The sequence below is a fragment of the Spirosoma humi genome, assembly GCF_054776575.1.
Genome location: NZ_BAAHBR010000015.1, coordinates 529,327 through 543,966, shown reverse-complemented (window position 1 = coordinate 543,966; position 14,640 = coordinate 529,327). Strand labels below are relative to the sequence as shown.

At 51.2% G+C, this 14,640-nt stretch carries 10 protein-coding genes; 3 read left to right on the top strand and 7 right to left on the bottom strand.

Annotated features, from left to right (window positions below):
• Positions 1-312: 312 nt before the first annotated feature.
• Positions 313-975 carry a beta-phosphoglucomutase gene (pgmB, locus tag ACYU8Y_RS18555; RefSeq protein WP_460939552.1) on the top strand — a complete coding sequence of 221 codons (663 nt, stop codon included), beginning with the start codon at positions 313-315 and terminating at the stop codon, positions 973-975.
• A gap of 163 nt (positions 976-1,138) precedes the next feature.
• On the opposite strand, the gene ACYU8Y_RS18550 is transcribed toward pgmB, so the two are convergent.
• Positions 1,139-1,855 (bottom strand): DUF4405 domain-containing protein, encoded by a 717-nt coding sequence (locus ACYU8Y_RS18550; protein ID WP_460939551.1) that lies wholly within the window; start codon positions 1,853-1,855, stop codon positions 1,139-1,141.
• Positions 1,856-2,001: 146 nt separating this feature from the next.
• The gene (locus ACYU8Y_RS18545; RefSeq protein ID WP_460939549.1) at positions 2,002-4,806 is read right to left on the bottom strand and encodes a TonB-dependent receptor; all 2,805 of its coding nucleotides are present in this window, start codon (positions 4,804-4,806) and stop codon (positions 2,002-2,004) included.
• Positions 4,807-5,069: 263 nt separating this feature from the next.
• Here ACYU8Y_RS18545 and ACYU8Y_RS18540 point away from each other — a divergent pair, with 263 nt between their 5' ends.
• Both ACYU8Y_RS18540 and ACYU8Y_RS18535 read left to right on the top strand, forming a co-directional pair.
• Entirely contained in the window at positions 5,070-6,533 is a 1,464-nt protein-coding gene (locus ACYU8Y_RS18540) for an ArnT family glycosyltransferase (RefSeq protein WP_460939548.1), read from the top strand.
• Between the two features lie 39 nt (positions 6,534-6,572).
• Complete coding sequence (locus ACYU8Y_RS18535; RefSeq protein WP_460939547.1) at positions 6,573-7,256, top strand: glycosyltransferase family 2 protein; 684 nt, start codon at positions 6,573-6,575, stop codon at positions 7,254-7,256.
• A 9-nt stretch (positions 7,257-7,265) separates the two neighbouring features.
• Here ACYU8Y_RS18535 and ACYU8Y_RS18530 read toward each other — a convergent pair whose 3' ends face one another.
• From ACYU8Y_RS18530 to ACYU8Y_RS18510, 5 genes are all read right to left on the bottom strand, one after another.
• Positions 7,266-8,186 carry an RluA family pseudouridine synthase gene (locus ACYU8Y_RS18530; protein WP_460939546.1) on the bottom strand — a complete coding sequence of 307 codons (921 nt, stop codon included), beginning with the start codon at positions 8,184-8,186 and terminating at the stop codon, positions 7,266-7,268.
• A 117-nt stretch (positions 8,187-8,303) separates the two neighbouring features.
• A complete protein-coding gene (locus tag ACYU8Y_RS18525) occupies positions 8,304-9,518 on the bottom strand; it encodes a PepSY-associated TM helix domain-containing protein (RefSeq protein WP_460939545.1) in 1,215 nt (404 codons plus the stop codon).
• 130 nt (positions 9,519-9,648) lie between these two features.
• Complete coding sequence (locus tag ACYU8Y_RS18520; RefSeq protein ID WP_460939544.1) at positions 9,649-12,123, bottom strand: TonB-dependent siderophore receptor; 2,475 nt, start codon at positions 12,121-12,123, stop codon at positions 9,649-9,651.
• Between the two features lie 389 nt (positions 12,124-12,512).
• Complete coding sequence (locus tag ACYU8Y_RS18515) at positions 12,513-13,289, bottom strand: LytR/AlgR family response regulator transcription factor (RefSeq protein WP_460939543.1); 777 nt, start codon at positions 13,287-13,289, stop codon at positions 12,513-12,515.
• Between the two features lie 78 nt (positions 13,290-13,367).
• Complete coding sequence (locus ACYU8Y_RS18510; RefSeq protein WP_460940321.1) at positions 13,368-14,501, bottom strand: sensor histidine kinase; 1,134 nt, start codon at positions 14,499-14,501, stop codon at positions 13,368-13,370.
• Positions 14,502-14,640: the final 139 nt, after the last annotated feature.

Sequence of the window (14,640 nt, the reverse complement as noted above, 5' to 3'; positions counted from 1 at the left end):
GCTTTGAGCGGCATTAGCTGCCGGTTTGGCTACTTGGTTGATCACTCCGTAGGGCACAAAATATCTTCGTCAAAAGGCGCATTCGATTCCGTAAGCTGGTGGAGAGTAGGCTGTGGTTTACCTACCGCATCAAGCTATCAAATTTAACATCGACAAAATATGTCGGTTGCATCAACCGATGGAAGCTTAGCGCTGCATGGAACGTAACCGGACGACGGAAAGCGGGTCGGGGTCCTGTAATTGGTGTTTAACGCGTCTGCTCTATACCTAAATCTGGCTACCTTTGGGCTTTGTACAGCTAATAAAGCGCAAATGAGTCAGATAAAAGCTTTTCTGTTCGACCTCGATGGGGTTATTGTAGACACGGCCATTTACCATTACCAGGCCTGGAAACGGCTGGCGACGGAGCTTGGTTTCGATATTTCGGAAGAGTTTAACGAAGGCCTTAAAGGCGTCAGCCGGATGGATTCGCTGGATCTTATCCTGGCCCACGGGGGATTGACTTTGTCCGATGAGGAAAAAGCGAAACTAGCGGATCAGAAGAACACCTGGTATCTTGACCTGGTCAGCCGGATGACGCCCGAAGCGATTTTGCCGGGGGTGGCTACTTTTTTCTCACAGGTTCGCCAGGCGGGGTTGAAAACGGCACTTGGGTCGGTTAGTAAAAATGCCCCTCTGATTCTGGAACGCATCGGTATGGCCGACGCCTTCGATGTCATTATCGATGGGACTAAAATCAGCAAAGGCAAGCCAGATCCGGAAGTGTTCACGAAAGGTGCTGACGAATTGGGTGTTAGCCCCGACGAATGTGTGGTGTTTGAAGATGCTGTAGCGGGAGTAGAAGCCGGTAAACGGGGCGGTATGTTTGTCGTTGGGCTGGGTTCGCCGGATGTGCTTCAGCAGGCCGATTTGGTTGCGCCCTCCCTGGCAGAACTGACAGTAGACGAGGTGCTAAGCAAAAGTAATCAGCCATGAGTACCAGGCAGCCAGAGGCTATTCGCGATAACGTGTCTATGCCGTTTAGCGCAAACAGCCTCTGGCTAGTTGAGACGATACTTCCAGGAGCAGCATCCCAGTGGAATGCTGTAAGAGGATAAAAACTGGAATCACGTGAGCATCCGTTGGGCAATAAACCAGCCTACTGCACCGATGGGAAGGCGCGTTGGGCACCAATAATCTGCCACTTTTTATCCTGCTCTTTCAACAGATGCGTGTAGACCGATGGCGAGGTTGCCGTTGAGTTGGTTGCCGTGCCATAGACAAGAATGAGGTGGTCGTCGAGGGCTTCGGCATGGTCAACTTTAGTTTTGATGATTTCGGCACCTGTCCGCTTCAGGATATTTTTCTGAATATCAGAACCGCTGAGGATCGTTCCTGCCTCGGTGAGCAACGCTGTTTTAACGGGCATTATGGCCGCCAGAGCTCCTGTATCTCCTTTCGTATAGGCGGCAGCGTACGCTGTTTCAACTGCGCTGGCAATGGAATCGACTTTCGTCTGGGCCATTGGGCCGCTCTGTGGTCGTTCGCCCCGGACCAGGTCTTTGCCCGCATTCGCCAATTTTTTGAAAACGGGCAAATCGAAACCAATGCCAAGGGCGAAAATGGCTACAATAACAGCCGGAATAACGAATTCTTTCTGGATGGCTCCCGTCCGGCGATTTTTGGTGTATCCCGTTATGGATGACCAATTGTTGACAATATGGAATATCGACGCGGCTACAAACAAAACCCCAAACCAGGCATGCGTATGATCAACCAGGTGCGATCCTTGTCCGAAATAAATCAGGAGACCTGTAATGGACAGAACGAAGAATACGGTGGCAACTGACAGACTGACTAAATTCTTGGTTTTCATAGGGAATGTCGTGTATATGAGCTGGTAAATGTAAGCGCGGAGACGGCAAAAAGAAACCCCTCCCGCAAAGCAGGAGGGATTGATCACCAACCTAATCTAATTATCCGAAACTATGCCGGGCATGCCCGGCAGGGTGAACTTGTTTATTAGCGTGGACGACCACCGCCTGAACGGCCACCACCAGGACGAGTACCGCCAGCGGGAGCCGCTTGTTGGGCTGGCTGCTGGTCGCCACCACCATCCCCGTCTTTTACATCGTCATTGTTGACCGATCTATTTCGTTTCTGTGGCGCATCAAAACTCATTTTACCCAGTTTGTAGCTGAATGTCAGGCGAACCCCCGCGTTGTAGAAACTCGTCTGCGAATTCTGGCTGAGGATGGGCGACGTCAATTCGGAACGTTGCGTAAAGGGGTGATTGAAAATATTTTCAGCCGCCAGTCCCAGGCTTGCTTTCTTGTCATTAAACTCTTTCCGCATGCCGATGCTGTAGAAATACATGGGGCTCTGGTAGCCCTGCAATTGTACCTGCTTGCCCCGACCGCCACCGAACAACTGGAAACCCCAGCCATTGCTCAGCGAAAGGCTGCTCTGGATGCGTCCGCCGATAACCAGTCCAGAATTTGACGCCGAGTAAATCGGATTTGCGTTGTTGTTGGTCAGGCTAACATGGTAGATGTCGAGACCACCACCCAGCTGAAGTTTACGGAACAGGGTTCCATTCCCAAACAGGTTCAATCCGAAAGCATCCTGGTGGCCAACGTTTTGGTAGTTCGTTTGAATTACCTGCTGAAATACCTGGTTGATCGGATCACCAATAGGCTGCTGGGTTACATCGCGGACAGCCGTGATCTCCCCGTTGGTCCGCCGACCGAACAAGGACGCATTCAGGTACACGCCTTTGATGTTGCCGCTCGTGCTGAACTCAATATTGTCCGTGAACTCAGGCGATAGCAGCGGGTTCCCCCGGGTAATGTTGGTTGGGTTCGAGGAGTTAACGTTCGGGTTCAGGAACTGAATGCCAGGGCGTTGAATCCGGCGGTTATAGGCCAGTTTCAAGATTCGGCCGCCTTTGAGGCTTTTCGAAATGTTGACACTGGGAACCAGGGTACCGTAGTTGGGAATGTCCGTTGGTGTTGCTGTCGCTTCGTTGCTGAACCGGGCATCAATCACGGTGTATTCGTAACGGGCTCCGGCTTTGATGGTGTACTTGTTCTTCGTTGTCAGGGTATAAGACAGGTACGAAGCACCGATGTTCTGATTGTAGTAGAGCGTGTTCGCGGGCCGCGTGTTGTCAGCAACAAAATCACCCGTGTCGCCCGTGGCGAGGTAGTACTGGTAGTCGCTGTTGGCTTTCCGGAAAATCCCTTTTACCCCAAATTCAAGCAATTGATTCGTCTTGATGGGCGTTTGATAGTCGATCTGAAGCGTAGACTCCTGGTTATAGCTCAGGTTGTCATTTCTGATTCTGGACGAAATGGTCTCAAAATCGGTTCCGCCCAGAATGTCAGACACGAAGTTGTTGGTGCGGTTGTTCCGGCTAAACAAGGCCAGGATGCTGAATTCCTGCTGGGGCTTGTAAATCTTGGTGTACGTTAGGTTCGCATCGACGGTGCCCGACAAATCTTTGGTTTTCACATTCCGGTCGCTGATGGTTGGGAAGTAGCTGGTCGGAGAGAATGTCTGTGTGAACAGGTTATTCTGGTTGCTCGTACCGTTGCGGGCACCATACCGAATGCTGGCGGTGAGCGATGTCCGTTTGTCGATATCATAATCCCAGCCCAGCTGGTAGTTGCCAAACAGGCGCTGACTCAAGGTGTTGGCTGTCTGCAACGTACGGGTGCTGGCCGAGTAGGTGTTGGTTGCCTGATCGTAGTTTCGGGTCGTCTGGTCATTAGTGAAAGACCCTTTTACATTGTATTCAGCCCGACCGAAGCCGCTGAGCGAAAAGCCCATCTTGCCGGTACGGTAGTTACCACTCAGCCCCAGGTTGCTGCCCCGGTTGCCTGCGCCACCGTTTACGTCGAGGGTAGCGCCCTGGAGTGTCGTTTTCTTGGTCACGATATTAATGATCCCCGCCGATCCTTCTGCATCGTATTTGGCCGAAGGTGAGGTGATCACTTCAACCGTTTTGATCATGTCGGCCGGAATCTGTTTTAAGGCATCCGCTACGCTGCTGGCTACGATGGTCGAGGGTTTATTGTTGATCAGCACCGTCACGTTAGCACTGCCCCGAAGGCTAACGTTGCCGTCCAGATCAACCGAGAGCATCGGAACTTTACGGAGAATGTCACCGGCATCGCCCCCTTTGGCGGCAATGTCCTTGTCGGCGTTATACACCAGCCGGTCCACTTTTTCTTCAATCATAGCGGCCTGCCCCACTACGTTTACTTCATTGAGTGTCCGAACGTCGGCGGCCAGTTTAATGGTGCCTAGGTTGATGTCGCTGCCCTTGTCGACGGTAATCAGGGCACTCCGTTTGTCTTTATAGCCGATAAACGAATATTGAAGCCGGTATTTTCCGGGGGCCACTTTCCCGATGGTAAACTTACCTTTTGCGTCGGCGGTGGTTCCGTCGATGGGTTTGTTGGTGGCGGTATTAAGTAACGCGATGGTGGCAAACTCAACGGGCTTGGTGCTCGCGGAGTCGATAAGTACACCACTGATTTTTCCGTTACCCCGGGCAATGGGATCAGCGTCAGATGTGGTGGCTGCCGGTTGGGGCTGCGTGCTGGGTGCCTGAATGGTAGTAGGGCCACCGGGAGCCGTGAATGTCTGTGGAGGAGTAGTCGCTGGCGTTGTTCCGAAAGGATCGGGCACCGTGCTGGCGGGTAGGGGAGCCGTGGCCGGCGTAACGGCTGTTGTGCTGGCTGGGGCACCCGGTACGGTGGGTGTTTGAGCGAACAGCGTTGTTGCACTGACGATGAGTAAAGATAATAGCAGGGCTTTCATGAGATTGTCTAATTAATGGGCCAAAGTTGTCCCTACCTATTTGTAACCAAAAACCAATCTGGCTGAATGCCGTTTTTTTTATGCCGAAAGCAAAAAATAACCGGGTGAAGAACAAACTGGCTGCTAGAACTTTTGGGCTGAAATGGACTAGCCTGGTAACCTGAAGAATAGCCGAACGGTTAATAAAAAGGTTTTGGTCAGGCTGGTGTCTTGTTCCTAAACCAGTACATTTGCTAACTTGACAACTGCAGTATCCGGGGTTTATGACGCGTCTTTTTCTGTTTCTGGCTTTTTTCTGTCCTTTCTTTTTTCTGTTTACCTACAACTCTGGCTACGGCTACGACGCTTACGAATATTTGATTATTGCCCGTAGCCTCAACGAGGGACATGTGTTGTACGATTATATTCCTTCCAAATCCTATCTCTTGTATTCCTCCACAACTGTTCTACTGAATTTGCTGGGGGGCTACAACCATATCAGTGTTTCCGGGCTCATCACCCTGCTGGCTACCGGGGCTGTTGTATCCGCCTGGCGGGCGGCCCGTATCGTGGGTGAGCGAGCCGCGTTCATTGCTGCTGGCTTAACGGCCGCCAGTTGCTGCTTTATGGAAATGAATTTCCTGGAACCTGAAAGCTGGGTGTCTATTTTTGGCCTCAATGCGTTTGCGCTGGCCGTGGGTGGAAACGGGCGCTCAGCCTGGCGTTGGCTGGGCGCTGGCGCTCTGCTGGGCGTGGCTATGTGTTTCAAGAGCGTTGCGGCTTTCTACATGGTCGGGTTTGGGGCCTTTATTTTTGTTTTATGGCTAACGGGCCGTCTCACCTTCTGGCCGATGGTCGGGCGGGGGATGCTGGTTTTACTTGGCTTCGTGCTGCCCCTGATTTTTTCGGCCCTTTATTTCTATTTGACCGACCGGCTGGAGGCTCATCTGGAGTGGACGTATATTTACCCGTTCGGTGGTTACCCGGCCCACACAATCTTTCTGGCCAAATTTCTGATCAAGCTGAGTTGGTTTTTGTTGTTGCTGGCTATCTCGTTTGTGCTCGTCTGGCAGCAGCCTTACCGGAAACAGTACCAGCAGACGCCCGCCATCTGGCTGGCTTTGCTGCTGGCCTTCTTTTCCTGCGTTGCCATGCTCAAAACACAGGCAAGTCATTACTTTTTTCCGGCGGCCGTTTTCTTTGCCGTGCATCTAGGCTTTATGGCCGAACTGTGGCTTACGCACTATGAGGCCCGTCATAAGGCGGTATCGTACCGGCTGGTGTTTGCGGGAAGTGGGGTGGTGGTCGTGTTGCTGGTGATCAGTGGACTATTGTACCGGCCAGCCACTATCCGACGATTGGTGACGATTGCCGATTATTCGGGTGAGGAGCAGGCGGGCGCGTTCATCCGCGAGCAGGCGGGCCCTACCGGAAAAGTGTTACTGGTCGATAATGCGCTGAGCTTGTATTACCTGTCGGATCGGGAGCCGAATGTGCCGTTTATTTTCACCGAGATGCAAACGTCGCATTACATCGAATCGCACCCGGATACATACGCGCGCGCGCTGGCCGACACCAGCCTGAAACTGGTTGTGTTTGGCAACCGGTCGAGCGTGATCGATGACAGTACGGCCCTGAACAAACCGGCCAATGCGTATGCTATTCGACAATTGCGCGCTGGCCTGCAGGAAAATTTTGTGCCAATTAAAAACCCCCGCTTCCCGTTGATGTACTGGGTGCGCAAGTAACTGGGAATTTGTTTGCCTATTATCGTTTATATTTGCTTTATGCTACTATCTGTTCTTATCCCTGCTTACAACGAGATTAACTCCATTAATACATTACTTGAGAAAATTCAGGCAGTTCCCATAAATAAAGAGATAATTATTGTCGATGATGGCTCGACGGATGGTACCCGCGAGCTACTGAAAACATTCGAGTCGGTGCCCAACATCCAGGTTGTGTTTCATGCCCAAAACCAGGGAAAAGGAGCCGCCATTCGCACGGCTATTCAGCACATGACGGGCGACATTGCCATTGTTCAGGATGCTGATCTCGAATATGAACCACAGGATTACCTGGCCCTGGTGAAGCCCATCGCCGATGGCAAGGAGAAAGTTGTGTATGGCTCCCGGTTTCTAAAGCCCGAAAATCGCCATTCTTATTTTAGTTTTTATATTGGTGGCCAGGTAGTTACGTTACTGACTAATGCACTTTTCAACCAGCGCCTTACCGATGAGCCAACGTGCTATAAAGTGTTCGACGCTGATTTTCTGCGGTCTATTCCGCTGGAATGCACCCGCTTCGAGTTTTGCCCCGAAGTGACGGCCAAAGTAGCCAAACGCGGCATTCGTATCAAAGAGCTACCCATCAGCTATTACCCCCGTTCTATTGCCGAAGGCAAAAAAATCTCCTGGCTGGACGGAATTGAAGCGATCTGGGTGCTCCTTAAATACAGAGTTGTGAAGTAAGGGCGGTGTTCACGCCACTGGCTCCTTCAGCAAGTTCAGGAACAGTTTGGGAACAGGCGCATTGAAGTGCATCGCCTGACCTGTAATGGGGTGCTCGAACGCCAGTACTTCGGCATGAAGCCCCAGCCGACCGATGGGATCGGTGGCGGCACCGTATTTAGCATCACCCGCCACAGGGTGGCCAATGTCCTGCATGTGCACCCGAATCTGGTTTTTACGACCTGTTTCCAGTTCCAGTTCCAGCAGCGCGTAGCCATTGTTAGCCTTAAGCACCTTGTAATTTGTAATGGATAATTGCCCGTTTTCGGGGTTCTGGCTCGAATACACGATCAGAGCTTTACTCTCCCGAAGGTAGGACGTGATCCGACCCTGCTCCGGGTTGGGTACACCCTCGACCAGGGCAACATACGTTCGCTCTTTGGTAGTGGCGTTCCAGGATTCCTGCATTAGCCGCTGCACCTTTTCACTGCGGGCAAACATCATTACGCCTGACGTTTCGCGGTCGAGCCGGTGAATGATAAAAATCTTGTTCTTAGGGTTTTCTTTTTTGACATAGTCGCTCAGAATGCCGTAGGCTGTGCGATCCCGCTCCTTGTTGGTTGCCATAGAAAGTAACCCGGCCTGTTTGTTGATAACAATCAGGTTCTGGTCTTCAAACAGAATGGTCAGGCCCCGGTATTGTGACGTTTGGGGAGCACGGTTTGCGGCAACCGTAACGACTTGCCCCGGCTTCAGCGGGTGATTGAACTGCGTATATACTTTTCCATCAACCAGAATTTGCTTATTACTCAGCAACGACTTGATGTTGTTTCGGTTTTTGTGGGGCAATTGGGCAATCAGAAACGCCATCAATTCGGTAGGTTCCGAAACGGATAGGGAAATGTCGGTTCGCTGGCCGCGTTGCCGGGGAGGCTGGTTTGGGTTATCCATTTGGCAAAGGTACGTCTTCATTTTTGATCTTACCTGCCTACGCTCTTTTCTTATTGGTCAGGCCAGAGCGGGTATGAGCTACCGAAGCCATGGACAATTTCGCCAGGCTCAGGAGGCTTATGGATGGTGGGCACTCGCTGGAATGGCTTTGCAGTACGCATTCTGAATACCGACCTGTGCGTTCACGCTCCGCTTCGTAGTCGGGGTTCGCAACGTGGCTGACGGCTTCTTTTTCCGCCGTTTATTCCACCAAATCAACAGGCCCGTAATGGGCAGGCTGGCCGCGATTAGGGCCACGACTAACGCAATGATTTTGGTTGGCCATCCGAGCAGACTACCCGTGTGGATTGGGAAAATTACCCGCCGGGCTTTGAAGCCCGGTGTTTCCGCATCGTAGAGCCGCTGCTTCACCAAGTCGCCGGTTTGGTTGTCGAAATACAGAAAATCGACGATGTTGCTGATAGCCGCTTCGTCATTTTTCTTCGACGCGGTGATCGTCAGGCTGTCTTTTTCGGGTAAGGTGAAGGTAATTGCTCCCGTGTGGGGCAGAAGCCGGTTGGTTTCGGTATAGATTTTTTCAAACCGACCCGTACGGGCCTGCCCGGCTGCCGAGCGGTTTGCCGGTGCTTCCCGCTTGGTCTGGGGTTTCCCGTCGAAGGCGTAGAAAAGTAGGTTGTTTACCCATTTGTAGCTCCAGATTAATCCGGTGGAGGCAATCAGAAAGACGAACGGTAGTACGTAGAAACCAAAAATGGCGTGTAAATCCCAGGTGAGCCGTTTAAACGAAGCCCCCCATTTTACCGTGAATCGCTGTTGTCTGTTTTTGCGATTAGGCCACCAGAGCACCAGGCCAGAAAACATAATGATCAGAAATGAACTGCATGAAATACCCGTAATAACTTTACCCACATCGCCCAGGCAGAGATACCGATGCAGCCGTAACACAACCGAATAAAACGCAGCCTCTTCCTCTCGCGTGTCGACAATGGTTCCTGTGTACGGGTTTACCGCAACTGAGAGGAGGTCTTTCGGTTTTTTGCTTTGTTGAAGACCAATAAGTACCGTACGGTCGGGCTGAGGTTCGATCTCGATGCGACTTAGCTTCTTTTTCGGAAACTGCTTTGTGGCTGCAGCCACCAGTTGGTCAAGTGGTAGTCGTTCGGCGTTGGCCGGGGGCGTAACGCGGTGGAAGTGAGCGTAGAAAATCGGCTCCAGTTCTTCTTCGAAAACGAGCAGTGAACCCGTCAGGGCGACAATAAAAACGACAAGGCCGGAGCCCAGCCCCAGCCATAAGTGCAGTTTCGTTGCGATGGTTTTTCCGAGTGATGCCACAGTGGTACAGGCTTAGTGCCACCTCCCAATCCGGGACGAGGCTTTGTTCAGGTTTGAAAAAAGCCTCGTCCCGGACCGGGAGATGGCCGGTTGGATTAAGAAATAGTGTCAGCTAACCAGACTAAAACAATTAGAACATGTACGAAACAGTTGCCATAAAATTCCGGGGAGCCCCCGGGAATAGCCGCAGGTAATCATAGCCGCCAACCCAATACGTTTTATTGGCCAGGTTATTCAAATTAACCTGAAACTGAAATTTGTCGATCCGATAATACACGGCCGCGTTGAGCAGTGTATACGCCGGAATGGTCTGCACGTTGTTCAGCGACAGGTTCCGCTCCGATACGTAGTTAGCCCCGAAACCCAGACCCAGGCCGTTGAGCCCTTGTGTTACAAAGGTGTATTTGGTCCATAAACTGCCCTGATTTCGGGGGGCATTGGGTTTCTGCAGATTCACCAGTGCCTGGTCGGCTGCTTTCGTTCCGGCATCGATTATTTTGGCGTCGTTGTAGCTGTAGGTAACAATCAGGTTCCAGTTCGGCAGAATAGTACCCGTTACGTCCAGTTCTACTCCCTTTGCCCGCTCCTGACCAATCTGTGTCAACAGGTTCGGGTTATCAATGGCGTTGGCTGAATACAGCGTATTGGTCTGCGTTATGTTGTAGATCGATGCATTGGCCGTCAGGCGGCCGTCCAGCCATTCCGTTTTCAGGCCAAACTCCACCAGCGAACTTCGGATGGGGTCAAACGGGCCACCGGTTGTTGGATCACTCTGGACGGCCGCATCCTGCGGATTGTACCCTTTCGTATAGGTACCATATACGTTTATGTTCCTGTTGACGCTATACACTGCACCAATCCGGGGCAAAAACGCATGCTGAATTACATTGCGTTCGGCTGGGGTCGTATAGCCTTTTTTGTCGATGTAGGTGTCGTAACGCAGGCCAAGCAAGACCTGCAGGCGGTCCAGTTTCATTTGCTCCTGCAGGTAAAGTCCATGCAGCGAATAAAACACGGGGGTAGTAGCGGCATTGGCCGTTACATTATACGTATACTTCGTGACGTCTTCCAGTTGATTGTTCTGGAGCGTGAGATCGTAGTGCGAAATGTTGGGTTTCGGAATACTCCGGGTAACGCCGTTGCTGGTATACGTATAAAACTGATACAGATCCGGACGTTTCGCGTTGTAAGCTGCGGCTCCTCCAGCCTTAAGCAGATACCCGTTTGCGGTTTGCTGACCCGATCCTTTGGGAGTCGTAGACTGAATATAGTCGTAGCCGAATACCAGTTTATGTTCAGCCCGGCCTGTATTGACCGTTTGGTTTAGAAACAGGGAGAAATTGTCCATGAACGATTTGGTTTGCCGGATAAAAACCTGACGGGCCACCAGGTTTGGAATGGCAGCCCCCGCCGAGTCGATTCCGTTTACGTTACTGCTGCGGTGCTCCAGCAAATCTTCGGTGTATCCTGTCCGCAGATAAGCCATGTTCAACGACGTCTTCTGGCTGAACTGATGATTAAAGGAGGTGGTGATCAGGTACGTTTCCTCGTTCAGGTAATCGTTGACAGCATTCAGGGACGTAGCAATCGAACTGGAATACAGGTTGTTACCCACTACAGACTGCCCCCGGTCGAGTCGGCTGTTCGATTTGTTGTAGACCAGATCGAAATTGATGCGGGTTTTATCGGTGGGCAGAAACGACACCGAGGGGGCAATGATGATATTTTTATCGAACTGAAGATTGCGGAATCCCTGGGCGTTGACATACCCCAGATTAAGCCGGTACAACAGGGTTTTGCTTTCGTTCATCGGGCCCGTAAAGTCAGCCAGCACGCGCATGGTATTGAAACTACCCGTGGTAAACATCAGCGATTTCTGCGTCGTCGTCAGTGGTTTTTTGGTTACCCGGTTCAGCGTGCCGCCCGGTGAGGTATTGCCATACAGCGCCGAAGCCGCGCCTTTGATAACTTCTACCCGTTCCAGGTAGTTGACGGGAGGCTGCTTCCAGAATCCAGAAAAGGTGCGTAACCCGTTGAATAACTGCGTTGTACTACCGCCATTCATGCGAAATCCCCGAATGGTCAGATCGTCGTAGAACGTAAACTGGTTCACGCCACTCATGTTCTTGACGGCGTCGCCCATCGTAAAAGCACCCTGATCGCGTAAGACTTCTTTCGTCACGTAGCTGATCGCCTGCGGCACATCCTTAAGCGGAGTGGCCGTTTTGCTGGCAATAAAGGAGACATCGTTTTTATAGGTGGTTTCCCGCCGACCCGTAATTTCGACAGTCTGCAGTTGCTGCATAGTTTCCTGAACGGAGACGTTCAGCGTCACGGTCTCGCCATCGGCCAGCGTTACGTGCCGTTCAACGGTGGTATAGCCAACTCCGGATGCGATCAGATGATATTTCCCGGCTGCTAGACCCGACAGCGAAAACTCACCGGAGGCCGATGTGGTGGTTCCTTTGCCCGTACCTTTCAGCACAATGTTGATCAATTCGGCTGGTTTGCCGTTCTCGAGGGTTAGCTGACCTTTAATCGTTGCTGTCTGGGCAATGGCAAAATAACCGGTCAGTATGAGTAAAAGAGTAGCGGTAAATTTCATCGATAATTGTCCTGCTTAATTAGGTGAATGGTATGCAAACCTAATGTTATTTAGACCAATTATTGATTACGGTAGGCGTATTACATTGAAAAGTGTAGCAATTGACTCAAAAAATGCCATTATCAGGCATAAAAAAACTGGGCGGACCTTCTGCCCAGTGTAAGGTTGTCGTTTAGAATAGGTCCCTAACGCTCTGACGTTTCGCCAATCGGCAGGCCTTCTGCAGGCCTATGGCATTGCACCGGGTAGTACTGGCGAAGTTTCCTATTGCGGTTAATCGATCCGGGGAACACGGGGCTAGCGCAGCCGTCCAAGGCCCTAGAGAAAGCCTTTCGTAGCGGGTGGTTTTCCGCCTGATCAGAGTGCCGTCATTCCCAAAAATCAGGCTGTCATTTTCCCAGCCACTCTTTGAATTCGGTCATCCGATCACCACTCACGAACACTTCCTGCCTCGATTTGGGCGTGAGATCCAGCTTGAGTTTTCCGGCCGAAAACGTATGAATGGTTTGAATAGCGGGTAGCGAGACCAGGAACTGGCGGCTGATGCGGAAAAACTGGCGCGGATTCAACAACTGGGTGAGTTTGTCCAGACTATAATCAACGGGGAGCGTCAGGCCATCTCTGGTGACCAGAAAAACGACCTTTTCTTCGAGGTAAAAATAGGCGACCTCACTGGTTTCAATGCTTCTGATCTTGGTGCCCACCGTGATCATAAACCGTTCTTTGTAGTCGGTATGTTTCGATTTGCCAATCAGATTGAGCAGTGTCTCAATGTCGTGCGACGAGGACGTGTTCTGGCCAAACTGCTTTTTCAGCGATTTGAATTTTTCGATGGCGGCTACCAGCTCGTCGTAATTGATGGGTTTGAGCAGGTAGTCGATGCTGTTTACTTTAAACGCCTGAATCATGTACTCATCGTAGGCCGTTGTAAAAACGACCGGCGTGGTTAGCTGCGTTTGCTCGAAAATGCGAAACCCAAGGTCGTCTTCGAGGTGAATATCCATAAAGACCAGATCGACGGGCCGATCTGATTCGCTAAACCAGGCTACGGCTTCGGCAACGGATGGGATACGGGCCAGGACCGAAATGGCTGGATCGTATTTATGAAGTAAACTTTCGAGCCGCTTTGCTGTCAGGTTTTCGTCTTCAATAATGACTACGTTCATAGGCTTAACGTGAAATCGGACCGCTCGTGCCGAGCAAGTAAATCAGATTGCCAGCCGAAAAAGAACCGGCAACCAGTTTTACGTGAGTAGTGGAACTTTGATAATGAAATTGCCTTCACTCTCGCCAACCCAAACGGGACGATCGGTGAGCATGGCATAGCGCGTAATGATATTTTGTAATCCCATGCCGGTCGAGGTTTCAGACTGGGGGCGTGGCTGTAAATTATTTTTGACGACCAGGCAGTCGCTATCCAGCAGAATATGCACCTTCAACGGTTCTCTGGTCGACATGCGGTTGTGCTTGACCGCATTTTCGACCAGTAACTGAAGTGTCAAAGGGGCTATGCTGTAGCGAGTCTGATCGGCTTCGGGCACATTGATCACCACGTCGAATTTGTTCTCAAAGCGGATATTCAGCAAGAAACGATAAGCCTGAATAAACTCCAGCTCCGTTTTGAGCAATACGCGTTCGTTATCTTTCTGTTCCAGAATATACCGATAGGCTCTCGATAGCTGATCGATGAATTTTTCGGATAACTCCGCATCGGCGTGCACCAGTGACGACAGAATACTAAGGCTGTTGAACAGAAAATGCGGATTTACCTGGCTCTTCAGGGCGGCAAACTGAGCCTGGACATTCTCTTTTTCCAGCCGTTCGGCCCGCACCTGCACAACTTCCAGTTCGCGGTAGGTGCGCCGGTTAGCGGCCAGATAAAAAGCCGAAAGCATGGCCATGACCGTTAATCCGTTATTCACCCGCCGTCGCTGATCGCTGCGTTTACGTCGTTCTTCCAGAATGTTGGGGGGCAATACAGGCTTTGGCTGGCGGGTATCCTGTTCGCGGTAAATACCGAAATTCTGCTCGATTGCCGTATCCAGCCCATGCCAGATCATGAAAAAGGCGAAGTTGAAGACCAACGCCAGGGCACTGGCAATGAACAGGGTGGCCAATTGGGCCGGTATTTTAAATTCGATGAGAAAACCCTCGCCAAACCGTTTGAACAGAACCTGCTGAAGCCATTCCGTTACCGTAAGCCAGGCATAGAAGAACAAAACAGTCAGGATCGTTTCGAGAATCCAGAATGGAATGTTACGCCCCATCAGGAGCCAGTTCCACGACGATACGTTGACATACAATCGGATTGGAAAGTAAATAACGAACACACTTATAGCGAGTTGCCATTTTTGCGAAGTCGTTAGCCGATAGGATATCATGGTGGGGTGGGTTTACTAAACAAAACTAATGACGACCCGTAAAAAGCAAAAAAGAAAGCCGCGGAATGCCAGATTCGGGAATCTGAATGACGCCATTCCGATTATGAACGGATGAGTATGGCCACCAAGCAACGAC